Genomic DNA, 12,704 nt, shown 5'->3' with positions numbered 1-12,704 from the left:
CATGACCGAACTCACCGAGCTGGTCGGGACGTGGATGCGGCGCCAGCGCTGGTACTCGACGAAGAACGTCGAGCCCCGCCTGCGCCTCCTCGCCGCGTTCGACGCCGAGCCGGCCGACGCCGACGTCCGAATCGTCACCTACTTCTTCGCAGATGACGCGCCGCGGACGCCGCGGGTGTACCAGGTGCCGGTCGTCGCTCGTGTCCAGCGGGAGGGCGACGAAACCGCCCTCATCGGCGAGGCCGGGGGCCGCTACCTGTACGACGGCCCGACCGAGGAGGCGTACGTCGCGACGCTGGTCCAGCTCATGACGGGCCAGGAGCGGGCGGAGGGCAGCAACGCCCACGCACAGGGGCACACGCTCGGCGAGCGGCTGGTCATCCGCTCCTCGCGCAAGCTGACGGGTGAGCAGTCCAACACCTCCATCGTCGGTGAACTCGACGACGGGCGCCCGGCCCTGATCAAGGTGTTCCGGGTGGTGCAGGACGGCGAGAACCCGGACGTCTCCACCCTGGCGGCGCTCACGGCCGGCGGTTCGCGGCGGACGCCCGCGCTGCTGGGCTGGCTGACCGGGGAGTGGCCCGCCGCGGACGGCTCGACGGCTTCCGGTGAGCTCGCCCTGATGCAGGACTTCGTCCCCGGCGCCGAGGACGGCTGGGAGCTGGCGGTCAGTGCCGCGGAGCACGGCGAGGACTTCACGGAGCGCGCCCACCTGCTCGGCGCGGGGACCGCGGAGCTGCACCGGATGATGGCGCGCGTGCTTCCGACGTCGCCGGCGACCCGGGAGGATGTGGCGCGCGCGCTCGACGGAATGTTCCGACGGCTCACGGTCACCACCACCGAGGTGCCCGAGGTGGAGGAGCTCCGGCCCGGGATCGCGGCCGTCTACGAGGAGGCGGCTGCTGCGCCGCTCCCGCTGCTGCAGCGCATCCACGGCGACCTGCACCTCGGCCAGGTGCTGCACTCGCCGGACCGCGGGTGGCAGTTCATCGACTTCGAGGGCGAGCCGCTGCGGCCGCTGGCCGAGCGCGCACTGCCCGACGCGACCATGCGCGATGTGGCCGGGATGCTGCGCTCCTTCGACTACGTCGCCGGCTCGCTGGCCCGGCGGGACACGCCGATCGACGCGAGCGGCTGGGCGACGGACGCGCGAGCGGCGTACCTCGACGGCTACGCCTCGGTCGCGGGCGGCGAGGTGGAGGAGTTCCGCCTGCTGCTGGACGCGTTCGAGCTCGACAAGGCCGTCTACGAGATCGCCTACGAGGCGCGCCACCGCCCAGCGTGGATCCCCATCCCGCTGGCCGCGGTGCAGCGCCTGCTCGCCACCCGCGTCGGCTGAGCTCCGCCCTCCGCCCTCCGCCTGTCGCCGAGTGGTGAGTAGATGCTCCTATTCGCGCCGGATTGCCGCATGATGTCACCACTCGACGGAAGCGGTCAGCGGCCGGTGAAGCCCGGCCTGCGCTTCTCCTGGAAGGCACGGAAGCCCTCGCGGTAGTCGGCCGTGTCGCGGAGGGCCGCCTGCGCCGCGTTCTCGGCGGCGATCGAGCCCCAGAAGTCGAGACTTCCGTCGCGGAGGCCGGCGACGATCCGCTTGCTCGCCAGGAACGCCTGCGTCGCGCCCCCGGCGGCGGCGGCCGCGGCAGCCTCCACGGCGCCGTCGAGCTCCGCGGCCGGGAGCGCCCGCGAGAAGAGTCCGCCCGCGACCGCCTCCGTTCCTGAGATCAGGCGCCCCGAGTAGATCAGATCGAGCGCGCGGTTCGGGCCGAGGCGGGAGACGAGCAGCCAGTGGCCTCCCGAGTCCAGAGTCGCGCCCAGGGCGGCGAAGGGGGAGCCGACCTTCGCGTCCTCCGCGACGTACACCACGTCCGTCGCAACCAGCAACCCGAGGCCGACCCCGAGACAGGCGCCCTGCGCGGCCGCGAACGTCGGCGCGGGGAAGTCCGCGATGCGCCGCAGCAGCGGGGTCACCAGACCGTCGAGGTAGCCGCTGACGTCATCCGTCGCGGGGTCGACTCCGGCGATGTCGCGGCCGGCGCAGAAGGCGCGGCCCTCGCCACGCAGGACGAGCGCCCGCACGCCCGCGGCTTCGGCCTCCGCAACGGCCGAGTCCAGCGAGCGGAGGTCGTCCGCGCCGAGCGCGTTCAGCCGCTCCGGCGCGTTCAGCGTCACCCGCGCGACGCTGTCGGCGATGTCGAGGTCGATCACGGTGCCTCCAGGGCTGGTGCGGTCGGGTCAGCCGTCGTAGTCCACGACGACGCGGTCGGTCAGGGGATGGGACTGGCAGGTCAGCACGTAGCCGCGCTCCAGCTCCTCGGGCTCCAGCGCGTAGTTCTCCGTCATCCGCACGTCGCCGGAGAGCAGCCGGGCACGGCACGTGCCGCACACGCCGCCGGTGCAGGCGAACGGCACGTCCGGTCGAACCCGCAGGGCCGCGTTCAGCACCGACTCGTTCGCGTCCACCGGCGTGGTCACCGTCGAGGTCAGGCCGTCGAGGGTGAACTCGATGTCCGCCGTGCGCTCGCCCTCGTGCACGACGACCGGCCGTCCGCTGTCGCCGCGCGCCTCGCCCGGCTCTCCGGTGGTGAACAGCTCGAAGTGGATGCGCTGACGCGCGACCCCGGAGGCCTCCAGCACGTCGCGGCACAGCTGCACGAGCTCGAACGGTCCGCACAGGAACCACTCGTCGACGGAGTCCGGCGGGATCAGCGTGTCCAGCATCCTCCGCAGCCGGTCCTCGTCGATGCGGCCGGAGAGCAGGGGCGCCGACCGCTGCTCACGCGACAGCACGTGGTGCAGAGCGAGGCGGGCGGGGTAGCGGTCCTTCAGATCGGCGAGCTCCTCCAGGAACATCACGTCGATCGCCGTGCGGTTCGTGTAGACGAGGGTGAAGCGCGAGGTGGAGGACCCGGCCAGGATGCTGGACGCCAGCGCCATCAGCGGGGTGATGCCGGAGCCCGCGGCGATCCCGACGATGTGGCGGTCGGCCGTGCTCGCAGGGTCGACCGTGAAGGTGCCCTGCGGGCTCATCACGTCGATCCGGTCGCCGGCGCGCAGCTCGCTGGTCGCCCAGCTGGAGAACGCGCCGCCCAGGTCGCGCTTGATGGCGACGCTGATCCGCCCGGGGGACGGCGGCCGGCACAGCGAGTAGCTGCGGCGGAGCTCCCGCCCCGCGACGTGCGCGCGCAGCGCGACGTGCTGTCCGGGAAGGTAGTCGTACTCGCCGTGCAGCTCCTCGGGCACCGCGAAGGTGACCTCGACGCTGGCGGCGGTGAGCGGCCGCACCTCGGCGACCGCGAGCGAGTGGAAACGGGCCCGCGCCATCAGCCGCGCCTCACAGCGCCTTGAAGTGGTCGAACGGCTCGCTGCACTCGCGGCAGACGAACAGCGCCTTGCAGGAGGTCGAGCCGAAGTGCGCCACTTCGCGCGTGTCGAGCGAGCCGCAGTGCGGGCACTTCACCGACAGGCGGAGGCTGACCGGACCTGCCGCGGAGGGCGGCGCGATGCCGTACTCCTTGAGCGCCGACCGTCCGGCGGCGCTGATCCAGTCCGTCGTCCAGGCGGGCGACAGGGCCAGGCGGACGTGCACGTCGCCGAAACCGGCCGTGGTGAGGGTGCGGACGACATCCTCCCGGATCGCGTCCATCGCCGGGCAGCCGGAGTAGGTGGGGGTGATGACCACCTCCACGCCGTCGTCCGAGACGCTCACCTCGCGCAGGACGCCCAGGTCGTCGATGGTCAGCACCGGCACCTCGGGGTCGACGACGGCGGCCGCCGCGGACCACGCGCGTGCCGCGTCGGCGTGATGCGTCACCACGATGCCCCCGGATGCTGCCGGGCGAGCACCTGCAACTCGGCGAGGAGCGGCGCGAGATGCTCGGAGTGACGGCCGCGGCGGCCGCCTCCCGCCGCCTCGAAGGCGCGCGGGAGGTCGAGCTGCGCCTCCGCGAGCACGGGGGCGATGTCGGCGTCGAAGGCGGCGCGGAGGGAGGAGGGACGGGCCGCCACGCCCTCCGCCTCGAGTGCATCGAAGAGGGAGGCGGGGATCGCGTCGTCGGAGAACAGCTCGGCGACGTACGGCCACACGTCCTCCAGCGCCCGGAGGGTGCGCCGCCGCGACTCGTCGGTGCCGAGGGCCAGGCGCAGCATCCACTGGTCGGCGTGGTCGCGGTGGTAGTCGACCTCCTTGACCGCCTTCCCCGCGACGCCGGCCAGCACCGGATCGGTGGAGGCGCGCAGCCGGTCGTACAGCGCGTACAGGTAGTGGGCGGCCGCGAACTGGCGGACGATCGTGTGTGCGAAGTCGCCGTTCGGCTGCTCGAACAGATGCGCCGAGCGGAACTCGCCCTCGTCGCGCCAGTAGGCGAGGTCGTCCTCGGTGCGTCCGGTCGCCGCGCCGGCGTAACGGAGCAGGGAGCGAGCGTGGCCGAGCAGGTCGAGCGCGATGTTCGCGAGCGCGACATCCTCCTCCAGCTCGGGGGCCCGGGTGATCCAGCCGCCCAGGCGCTGGGCGAGCACGAGGGAGTCGTCGCCCAGCCAGAGCGCGTACTCGGCGACCTCGGGGGTGGGCGGGACCTCAGAAGTGACGAATTCGTCCGAGAGCGTGACGGCGCTCAGTTGGATGTGGCCGGGCTCGATGTGCGTGTCGTCGGTGTGCGTGTGGTCGAGGTGCGCATCCGTCACAGGTGCTTCACCCCCTCCGCAGCCGTGTAATACGTCGCGTGCCGGAAGTTCTTGCCCTCGGGGGAGGTGAAGAAGGCGTCCTTCGCGTCGGGGTCGCTCGCGGTGATCGCGTCCGAGCGGACCACCCAGATCGAGACGCCCTCGCCGCGACGCGTGTACAGGTCGCGTGCGTTGCGCACCGCGAGCTCCTCATCCGGTGCGTGCAGCGAGCCGACATGGACGTGGCTGAGACCGCGAGAGGCGCGCACGAAGACCTCCCAGAGCGGCCACGGCTCGGCGGTCATGCGACCGCCTCCCGCTTCTCACGGGTGGCATGGTGCTTCGCGGCATAGGCCGCCGCGGCCTCCCGGACCCAAGCGCCGTCCTCGTGCGCCTCGCGCCGGCGCTGCAGTCGCTGCGCGTTGCAGGCGCCGCGGCCGGCGATGACCTCCTGCAGCTCCGACCAGTCGATCGGGCCCAGGTCGTACGCCTGGCGCTCGTCGTTCCAGCGGAGGTCCGGGTCGGGGAGGGTGACGCCGAGCGCCTCCGCCTGGGGGACGAGCATGGCGACGAACCGCTGCCGGAGGTCGTCGTTCGAGAACCGCTTGATCTTCCAGCCCATCGAGCGGGCCGAGTTGGGGGAGTCGCCGTCCGGCGGGCCGAACATCATCAGCGACGGCCAGTACCAGCGGTTCACCGCATCCTGCGCCATGCGCTGCTGCTCGGGGGTTCCGTGCATCAGTGACAGCAGGATCTCGAAACCCTGCCGCTGGTGGAACGACTCCTCCTTGCAGATGCGGACCATCGCGCGGCCGTACGGAGCGTACGAGCAGCGGCAGAGAGGCACCTGGTTGCAGATCGCCGCGCCGTCGACCAGCCAGCCGATCGCGCCGATGTCGGCCCAGCTGAGCGTGGGGTAGTTGAAGATCGAGGAGTACTTGGCGCGTCCCGACAGCAGCTGCTCGGTCAGCTCATCGCGCGTGATGCCGAGCGTCTCGGTGGCGGAGTAGAGGTACAGGCCGTGACCGGCCTCGTCCTGCACCTTGGCCATCAGGATGGCCTTGCGCTTGAGGCTGGGAGCGCGCGAGATCCAGTTGGCCTCCGGCTGCATCCCGATGATCTCCGAGTGCGCGTGCTGGGACATCTGGCGGATGAGCGTGCGGCGGTAGTCGTCGGGCATCCAGTCGCGCGGCTCCACGCGGGAGTCGGTGGCGATGAGCTCGTCGAACCGGGCCTGCTCGGCGGCGGTATCGGCGCTCGCGGTGGTGGGCTCCGTGGTGGTCTCCATCGACCTCCCCTTTACTTACTGATCGTTCGGTCAGTATATGCCGCGAGGGGTGCGACATGCCAGACTGAGCGGATGACCGAGACGGCGGATTCGGAGACGCTGCGGCGCGGGCGGCCCGGGTACGACCAGCGCGGCATCCTCGAAGTCGCCGTGGCCGCCTTCAACGAGCACGGCTACGACGCCACCTCGATCGGGATGCTCGCCGAGCGGCTGGGCCTGTCGAAGTCGGCGATCTACCACCACGTCGCCTCCAAGGACGAGCTGCTCGGGCTGGCGCTCGACGAGGCGCTCGACGGTCTGGAGGGGGTGCTGCGAGCGCCGGAAGCCGTCGACGGCCCCGCCGCCGACCGGCTGGCCTTCGTCCTGCGCGGCGCCGTGCGGGTGCTCGCGGACCGGTTGCCCTACGTGACGTTGCTGCTGCGCGTGCGCGGCAACACGGAGGTGGAGCGGGCGGCGCTGGCCCGCCGGCGCACCTTCGACCACGCCGTCGCCGCACTCGTCGCCGAGGCGCGTGCCGAGGGCTCGCTGCGCACCGACGCCGACCCAGCGGTCGTCGCCCGTCTCCTCTTCGGCATGATCAACTCCCTCACCGAGTGGTACACCCCCGCGGGCCCGCTCACCCCCGACGACCTCGCCGACACCATCCTCGCCCTCGCCCTCCGCTGACCCCTCCCCCCACCGTCGAGTACACGAATTCTGCACGCCCCACCGGCGTGTCGCGTGCAAAAAGTGTGGACTCGACGGTGGGGGGTTACTTGGCGACGAGGGTGAGGACGTCGTAGGTGGCGACGAGCTCGTCGCGCTGGTTGAGGATGCGGGCGTCCCAGCGGACCTCGCCGTAGTCGTCGGTCTCGCGCGGGGTGATCTGCTTCGCGGTGAGGGCGACGCGGATGCTGTCGCCGGGGACGACGGGGGTCAGGAACCGCAGGTCCTCCAGGCCGTAGTTGGCGAGCACGGGGCCGGGCGCCGGGTCCACGAACAGGCCGGCCGCCCACGAGACGAGCAGGTAGCCGTGCGCCACCCGGCCGGGGAAGAACGGGTTCGCGGCCGCGGCCTCCTCGTCCATGTGCGCGTAGAACGTGTCGCCGGTCGACGTCGCGAACTCCTCGATGTCGTCGAGCGTGATCCGCCGCGGGCCGGCCTCCACCCGGTCGCCGATCCGCAGGGTCGCCAGCGACTTGCGGAACGGATGCTGTGCGCCCGACGCCGTCGCCGCCCCCGGGTGCCAGACGCCCGTGATCGCGGTCAGCAGGTCGGGCGAGCCCTGCAGCGCCGTCCGCTGCATGTGGTGGAACACCGCCCGGATGCCGCCCAGCTCCTCCCCGCCGCCCGCGCGTCCCGGGCCCCCGTGCACCAGGTGCGGCATCGGCGAGCCGTGCCCGGTGGAGGTGCGCGCGTCGTCCCGGTCGAGCACCAGGATGCGGCCGTTGTACGCGCCGGAGCCGAGCACCAGCGTGCGGGCGAACTCGGGGTCGTGCGTCGCGACGCTCGTGACCAGCGACCCGCCGCCGCGCGCGACCAGCGCGACCGCCTCCTCGGGCGACCCGTACGGGAGGATGCTGGCCACCGGTCCGAACGCCTCCACCGTGTGCGCCTCCGGCGTCCAGGCGTCGGAGAACCGGAGCAGCAGCGGCGCGACGAACGCTCCGTCGGGGGCCGTGCCCGTCGAGCCGTCGGCGAGCCGCACGGTCGGCTGGTCGAGGCCGCCGAGCACGAGCTCGCCGCCCGCCGCGACCAGCCGCGCGACCTGCCGCAGGACCTCCGTGCGCTGGGTCCGCGACGCCAGCGGCCCCATCGTCACGCCTTCGGCGCGCGGGTCGCCGACGACGACGCGGGAGGCGATGCGGTCGCGCACGGCCGCGATCACGTCGTCCTGCAGCGGCGCGGGCACGATCGCCCGGCGGATCGCCGTGCACTTCTGCCCCGACTTGGCCGTCAGCTCGACGACCAGCCCCTTCACGTACGCGTCGAACTCGGGGGTGCCGGTGACCGCATCCGGTCCGAGCACCGACGCGTTGATGGAGTCGGTCTCGCTCGTGAACCGCACCCCGCCGGTCTGCACCGAGTCGTTCGCGCGCAGCCGCTCTGCGGTGGAGGCCGACCCGGTGAAGGCGACCAGGTCGCCGAGCCGCAGGTGCTCGAATAGGTCGGGGACGCCTCCCGAGACGAGCTGCAGCGTGCCGGCGGGAAGGAGGCCGGATTCGACCATGATCCGCACTGCGGCTTCCGCGATGAATGCGGTGGGAGTCGCCGGCTTCACCAGGGTCGGCATCCCGGCCAGGAACGACGGCCCGAACTTCTCGAGCATCCCCCAGACCGGGAAGTTGAAGGCGTTGATCTGCACCGCGACGCCGGGGAGCCGCGTGTAGACGTGACGGCCGAGGAAGCTGCCGTCCTTCGACAGCTGCTCCGCAGGCCCGTCGAGCACGACCTGCGCGTTGGGCAGCTCGCGCCGTCCCTTCGACCCGTAGGTGAACAGGGCGCCGATGCCGCCGTCCACGTCGATCCACGAGTCGGCCTTCGTCGCGCCGGACTGGGCGGACAGCGCGTACAGCTCGTCCTTCCGCTCGGTGAGCGCCTGCGCCAGCTGCTTGAGCAGCAGTGCGCGCTGGTGGAAGGTCAGCTCGCCGAGCGATCGCTGGCCGACCGTCCTGGCGTGCTCCAGCGCTCCGGCGAGATCGAGCCCGGCGGTGCTGACCCGGACGATCGGAGCCCCGGTGGAGGCGTCGAGCACTTCGGCGGCGCCGGCCTCGGCGTCGTCGGTGCCGATGCCGGTGACCGACTCCGGCGTCCAGCATTCGTCACGGATGTAGCTGGGCAGGATCATGAGTGGCCTCCTCGAGTGGACGCGAACGTGGAGATGGATGCGAATGTGGATGCGTATGCTGGCCGAATGGCCGACGGCGACTGGACGATCGAACTGGGCGAGCTCGACGTGAAGATGGGGGTGCGCATCCTGGAGCAGTCCGCGGAGCGCGTCGTGGCGACCATGCCCGTCGAGGGCAACCGGCAGTCGTTCGGGCTGCTGCACGGCGGCGCGTCGGTCGCGTTCGCGGAGGCGCTCGGCTCGTGGGCGGCCGTCATCCACGCGGGTCCGGGGCGCAGCGCAGTCGGCGTGGACATCAACGCGACCCACCACCGGGCCGCGCGGTCGGGAGTGGTGACGGGGGTCGCGACCGCGATCCGGCTGGGCCGCACGATCGCCTCGCACGAGGTCGTCATCAGCGACGAGGACGGCAACCGGCTCTGCACGGCGCGCATCACGAACCTCATCGTCGACGCCCCAGGGCGGTAGGCACGGAGTTGCCGTCGTCGTCCCAGAAGAAGAACCCCTGGCCGGTCTTGCGGCCGAGCATCCCCTCGGCGACCATCTTCCGTAGCAGCTCGGGAGGCTCGTAGCGGGGCCCGAGCTCGCGCGCGAGGTACTCGGCGATGTCGAGCCGGACATCCAGGCCGACCATGTCGGTCAGGCGCAACGGCCCGACGGGATGCTTGTAGCCGAGCTCCATCGCGGTGTCGATGTCGTCGGGGGTGGCGACGCCCTCCTCGACCATCCGGATCGCCTCCAGGCCGAGCAGCACGCCGAGCCGCGAGGACGCGAAACCGGGGGAGTCCCGCACGGTGATCGCCGTCTTGCCCAGGCCGGCCACCCAGCCGGTCGCAGCGTCGGCGGTGGAGGGCGCGGTCGCCGTGCCGAGGACGACCTCGACCAGCGAGGAGGCTGGGACCGGGTTGAAGAAGTGCAGCCCGAGGAACGCGCCCGGCCGCTGCAGCCGCTCCGCCAGCGCGTCGATGGACAGTGACGAGGTGTTCGTGGCGAGCACCGCGTCCGGCGGGAGGAGGTCCTCCGCGCGGCGCAGCGTCTCCCGCTTCAGCCCAACGAGCTCCGGCACGGCCTCGATCGCCAAGCCGGCGGTGCTGAGCGCCTCCCAGGTCACGGTCACCAGCAGGCAGGCCGGGTCGGGGGCCGTTGCACCGCGGCGGATGCTGCCCTCCACAGCGGTGAGGATGCGCTCCCGTGCCTCGGCCGCCGCCGAGGCGTTCTGCTCCACCACCGCGACGTGAGCGCCCGCCATGAGGAACGCGTGGGCGATCCCGGCGCCCATCCGGCCGCCGCCGATCACGGCGACGCGTTCGGGGAGGGCGCTCATCGGGCCACCCTCCGCTGCAGGAACTCCGTCATCCGCCGGTGCTTCTCGGGCGATTCGAACAGCTGCGCCTGCGCCTCGCGCTCCGCGCCGGGATGCGCTTCCGCGGGGGCGTTGAGCACGCGCTTGGTCAGCCGCGTCGCGAGCGGGTCGTTCGCGGCGATCCGGTCGGCCAGCGCGTGGGCGGCGTCGAGCAGCTCGGCCGGCTCGAACAGGTCGCTCACGAGCCCGGCCGCGAGCGCCTCTTCGCCGGTCAGGATGCGCCCGGTCAGCACCAGCTCCGTCGCCAGCGGCAGGCCCACCAGCCGGGGCAGCCGCCAGAGTGCGCCGGCGGCCGCGATGATGCCCAGGCCGGTCTCGGGGTTGCCGATCCGCAGCCGCGGCGTGCCGATCCGGAGGTCGGCCGCGTAGGCGAGCTCGGCTCCGCCGCCCAGCGCGTAGCCGTCGAGCGCGGCGATGACGGGCATCGGGAGGGCCGCGATGCGGGAGAAGATCGTGTCGTTGATGCCGTGCGCCGCGTCGGCCGCGGTCCGGTCGCGCAGCTCGGCGATATCGGCGCCGGACGCGAAGACGCCGCCCGCTCCGACAAGGATGAGGATGCGCGGCGCCACCTCCAGCCGCGCGCAGACCGCGTGCAGCTCGTCGACCATCCGCTGGTCGATCGCGTTGCGCCGCTCCGGCCGGTCGAGGGTGACCACGATGCGGTCGGCGCGCTCCTCGACGACGAGGCTGTGCTCGTCGCTCATGCCGCCTCCCCGATCCTGCCGTGCTCGCCGCTCATACCGCCTCCACGATGAGCGAGGTGCCCTGCCCGACCCCGACGCACATGGTGGCGAGGCCGCGCCGCGCGCCCTCGCGCTCCATCCGGCCGAGCAGGGTGACGAGGATGCGGGTCCCGCTCGATCCGAGGGCGTGGCCGAGGGCGATCGCCCCGCCGTCCGCGTTGACGGTCGCCGGGTCGAGGCCGAGCCGCCGGATGCACGCGAGCGCCTGGCTGGCGAAGGCCTCGTTCAGTTCGACCGCGTCGAGGTCGGCTACGTCGAGCCCGGCGCGGGCGAGCGCCTTCCGCGTGGCGGGGACCGGACCCAGCCCCATCACCTCGGGCGCGACCCCGGCGCTCGCCGAGGCGACGACGCGCGCCCGCGGATGCAGGCCGTACCGTTCGACCGCCGCGGCGCTCGCGACGACGATCGCGGACGCCCCATCGTTGAGCGGGGAGGCGTTGCCCGCCGTGACCACGCTGCCGCCGGCGACGACGGGCTTGAGCAGGGCCAAGGCCTCCATGCTGCTGTCACGCCGGATGCCCTCGTCGGCGCCGACCCGTCCTCCCGGTGTGTCCACGGAGACGAGCTCGTCGTCGAACCTGCCGGCGTTCGCGGCGGCGGCCGCCCTGCGGTGGCTCTCCAGGGCGAAGGCGTCGGCCTCCTCGCGGCCGATCCCGTCGAGGCGGGCGATCTCCTCCGCGGTCTCGGGCATCGTGTACGTGGCCTTGTCGCGGGAGAGGAGGCGCGCGTTGGGGAACCGCCACCCGATCGACGTGTCGTACTGCGGCCCCGGCTTGGCCCACGGGCGGTCGGGTTTCGCCTGCACCCAGGGCGCGCGCGTCATCGACTCGACGCCGCCCGCGACGATGAGGTCGGCATCCCCGGCCTGGATGGCCTGCGCGGCCTGGATGACCGCGGTCAGCCCAGAGGCGCACAGCCGGTTGACGGTCATCGCGGGCACCTCGTCGGGGAGACCCGCCAGCAGAACGGCCATCCGCGCGACGTTCCGGTTGTCCTCGCCGGCCTGGTTGGCGGCGCCGAGGATCACCTCGTCGAGTGCCTCGCCGGGCGCCCCCGAGCGCCGGACCGCCTCCGCGACGACGAGCGCGGCGAGGTCGTCCGGACGCACGCCCGCCAGCGCGCCGCCGTAGCGGCCGACCGGGGTGCGCACCCCGCCGACGAGGTAGGCCTCTGCCATCGTGCTCTCCCTCGAACCCGAATTACCGAACGAACGTTCAGCAATTGCATCGTCGCAGAATCGCCGCCCCCGGGCAACCCGCGCGCGTGCGCCCCGCTTGCCGACTGCTGCTGTTCGTCACGTTTGCGGCGGGGCGCGCAGGGGCGAACGTGACAAACGACGGCACACGCATCCGGGGAGGAGCGGCTGGGAGGGGCGGGGGTCAGCGGAGGTCGTGGTCCTCGAAGACGAGAGACGTCTTCGTGTCGCGCACCGACGGGATGCTGGTCAGCTCCTCCAGCACCACCCGCCGCAGGTCCTCGTTGTCCCGGGCGCGCACCAGGAGGATGACGTCGAAGTCGCCGCCGACCAGCGCGAAGTGCTCCACCTCCGGGATCTGTCGCAGCCGTTCCCGCAGGTCGTGCCAGTCGGCCTGCTCCACACGGAGGGTGACGTACGCCGACGATGCGCGGCCGGACAGGCGCGGGTCGACCTTCGCCGTGAACCCGGTGATCACGCCGTCGGACATCAGCCGGGAGACCCGCGCGTAGGCGTTGGCGCGGGACACGTGCGCCGTCTCCGCGACCGCGGTGATGGAGGCGCGGCCGTCGGCGCGCAGAGCGTCCAGGATGCGTACGTCGATGTCGTCCATGGTGCTGGACAGTCTG

At 72.6% G+C, this 12,704-nt stretch carries 14 protein-coding genes; 3 read left to right on the top strand and 11 right to left on the bottom strand.

Going from position 1 to position 12,704, the window contains the following annotated elements; genetic code table 11:
• Position 1: 1 nt before the first annotated feature.
• Positions 2 to 1,339, top strand: coding sequence for a maltokinase N-terminal cap-like domain-containing protein (locus tag SB754_RS11490; protein ID WP_410782456.1), 1,338 nt, complete (start codon positions 2 to 4; stop codon positions 1,337 to 1,339).
• 95 nt (positions 1,340 to 1,434) lie between these two features.
• Here the strand turns inward: SB754_RS11490 and SB754_RS11485 are convergent, their stop codons facing one another.
• From SB754_RS11485 to paaA, 6 genes are read right to left on the bottom strand one after another with little or no spacing between them, the layout of a single operon-like run.
• Positions 1,435 to 2,205 (bottom strand): enoyl-CoA hydratase/isomerase family protein, encoded by a 771-nt coding sequence (locus tag SB754_RS11485; protein ID WP_410782455.1) that lies wholly within the window; start codon positions 2,203 to 2,205, stop codon positions 1,435 to 1,437.
• Positions 2,206 to 2,232: 27 nt separating this feature from the next.
• Positions 2,233 to 3,321: a 1,2-phenylacetyl-CoA epoxidase subunit PaaE gene (paaE, locus tag SB754_RS11480; RefSeq protein ID WP_410782454.1), complete on the bottom strand. Its 1,089-nt coding sequence runs from the start codon at positions 3,319 to 3,321 to the stop codon at positions 2,233 to 2,235.
• 10 nt (positions 3,322 to 3,331) lie between these two features.
• Positions 3,332 to 3,814, bottom strand: coding sequence for a 1,2-phenylacetyl-CoA epoxidase subunit PaaD (paaD, locus tag SB754_RS11475; protein ID WP_410782453.1), 483 nt, complete (start codon positions 3,812 to 3,814; stop codon positions 3,332 to 3,334).
• Entirely contained in the window at positions 3,808 to 4,680 is an 873-nt protein-coding gene (gene paaC, locus SB754_RS11470) for a 1,2-phenylacetyl-CoA epoxidase subunit PaaC (protein WP_410782452.1), read from the bottom strand. The genes paaD and paaC overlap by 7 nt, the downstream gene beginning before the upstream one ends.
• On the bottom strand, positions 4,677 to 4,964 hold the full coding sequence (gene paaB, locus SB754_RS11465; RefSeq protein WP_410782451.1) for a 1,2-phenylacetyl-CoA epoxidase subunit PaaB: 288 nt from the start codon (positions 4,962 to 4,964) through the stop codon (positions 4,677 to 4,679). The genes paaC and paaB overlap by 4 nt, the downstream gene beginning before the upstream one ends.
• Positions 4,961 to 5,947, bottom strand: a complete 987-nt coding sequence (gene paaA / locus SB754_RS11460) for a 1,2-phenylacetyl-CoA epoxidase subunit PaaA (RefSeq protein ID WP_410782450.1) — start codon at positions 5,945 to 5,947, stop codon at positions 4,961 to 4,963. The genes paaB and paaA overlap by 4 nt, the downstream gene beginning before the upstream one ends.
• A gap of 72 nt (positions 5,948 to 6,019) precedes the next feature.
• On the opposite strand from paaA, the gene SB754_RS11455 reads away from it, so the two are divergent.
• Positions 6,020 to 6,613 (top strand): TetR/AcrR family transcriptional regulator, encoded by a 594-nt coding sequence (locus tag SB754_RS11455; protein ID WP_410782449.1) that lies wholly within the window; start codon positions 6,020 to 6,022, stop codon positions 6,611 to 6,613.
• A gap of 85 nt (positions 6,614 to 6,698) precedes the next feature.
• Here the strand turns inward: SB754_RS11455 and paaZ are convergent, their stop codons facing one another.
• Positions 6,699 to 8,774 carry a phenylacetic acid degradation bifunctional protein PaaZ gene (gene paaZ, locus SB754_RS11450; protein WP_410782448.1) on the bottom strand — a complete coding sequence of 692 codons (2,076 nt, stop codon included), beginning with the start codon at positions 8,772 to 8,774 and terminating at the stop codon, positions 6,699 to 6,701.
• Positions 8,775 to 8,840: 66 nt separating this feature from the next.
• Between paaZ and SB754_RS11445 the strand changes: the two genes are divergently transcribed.
• A complete protein-coding gene (locus SB754_RS11445; protein WP_410782447.1) occupies positions 8,841 to 9,242 on the top strand; it encodes a PaaI family thioesterase in 402 nt (133 codons plus the stop codon).
• On the opposite strand, the gene SB754_RS11440 is transcribed toward SB754_RS11445, so the two are convergent.
• The 4 genes from SB754_RS11440 to SB754_RS11425 form a co-directional block, all read right to left on the bottom strand.
• Positions 9,217 to 10,098 (bottom strand): 3-hydroxyacyl-CoA dehydrogenase family protein, encoded by an 882-nt coding sequence (locus tag SB754_RS11440; RefSeq protein ID WP_410782446.1) that lies wholly within the window; start codon positions 10,096 to 10,098, stop codon positions 9,217 to 9,219. The genes SB754_RS11445 and SB754_RS11440 overlap by 26 nt on opposite strands.
• Positions 10,095 to 10,841 carry an enoyl-CoA hydratase/isomerase family protein gene (locus tag SB754_RS11435; protein WP_410782445.1) on the bottom strand — a complete coding sequence of 249 codons (747 nt, stop codon included), beginning with the start codon at positions 10,839 to 10,841 and terminating at the stop codon, positions 10,095 to 10,097. Before SB754_RS11435 ends, SB754_RS11440 begins: the two co-directional genes overlap by 4 nt.
• 31 nt (positions 10,842 to 10,872) lie before the next feature.
• Positions 10,873 to 12,057, bottom strand: coding sequence for a thiolase family protein (locus SB754_RS11430; protein WP_410782444.1), 1,185 nt, complete (start codon positions 12,055 to 12,057; stop codon positions 10,873 to 10,875).
• Between the two features lie 202 nt (positions 12,058 to 12,259).
• Positions 12,260 to 12,688, bottom strand: coding sequence for an Lrp/AsnC family transcriptional regulator (locus tag SB754_RS11425; protein ID WP_410782443.1), 429 nt, complete (start codon positions 12,686 to 12,688; stop codon positions 12,260 to 12,262).
• Between the last annotated feature and the right edge of the window lie 16 nt (positions 12,689 to 12,704).

Origin of the sequence: Leifsonia sp. SIMBA_070, from assembly GCF_046534635.1 — a bacterium.
GTDB lineage: Bacteria > Actinomycetota > Actinomycetes > Actinomycetales > Microbacteriaceae > Leifsonia.
This window is presented reverse-complemented; position numbering and strand designations above follow the sequence as displayed.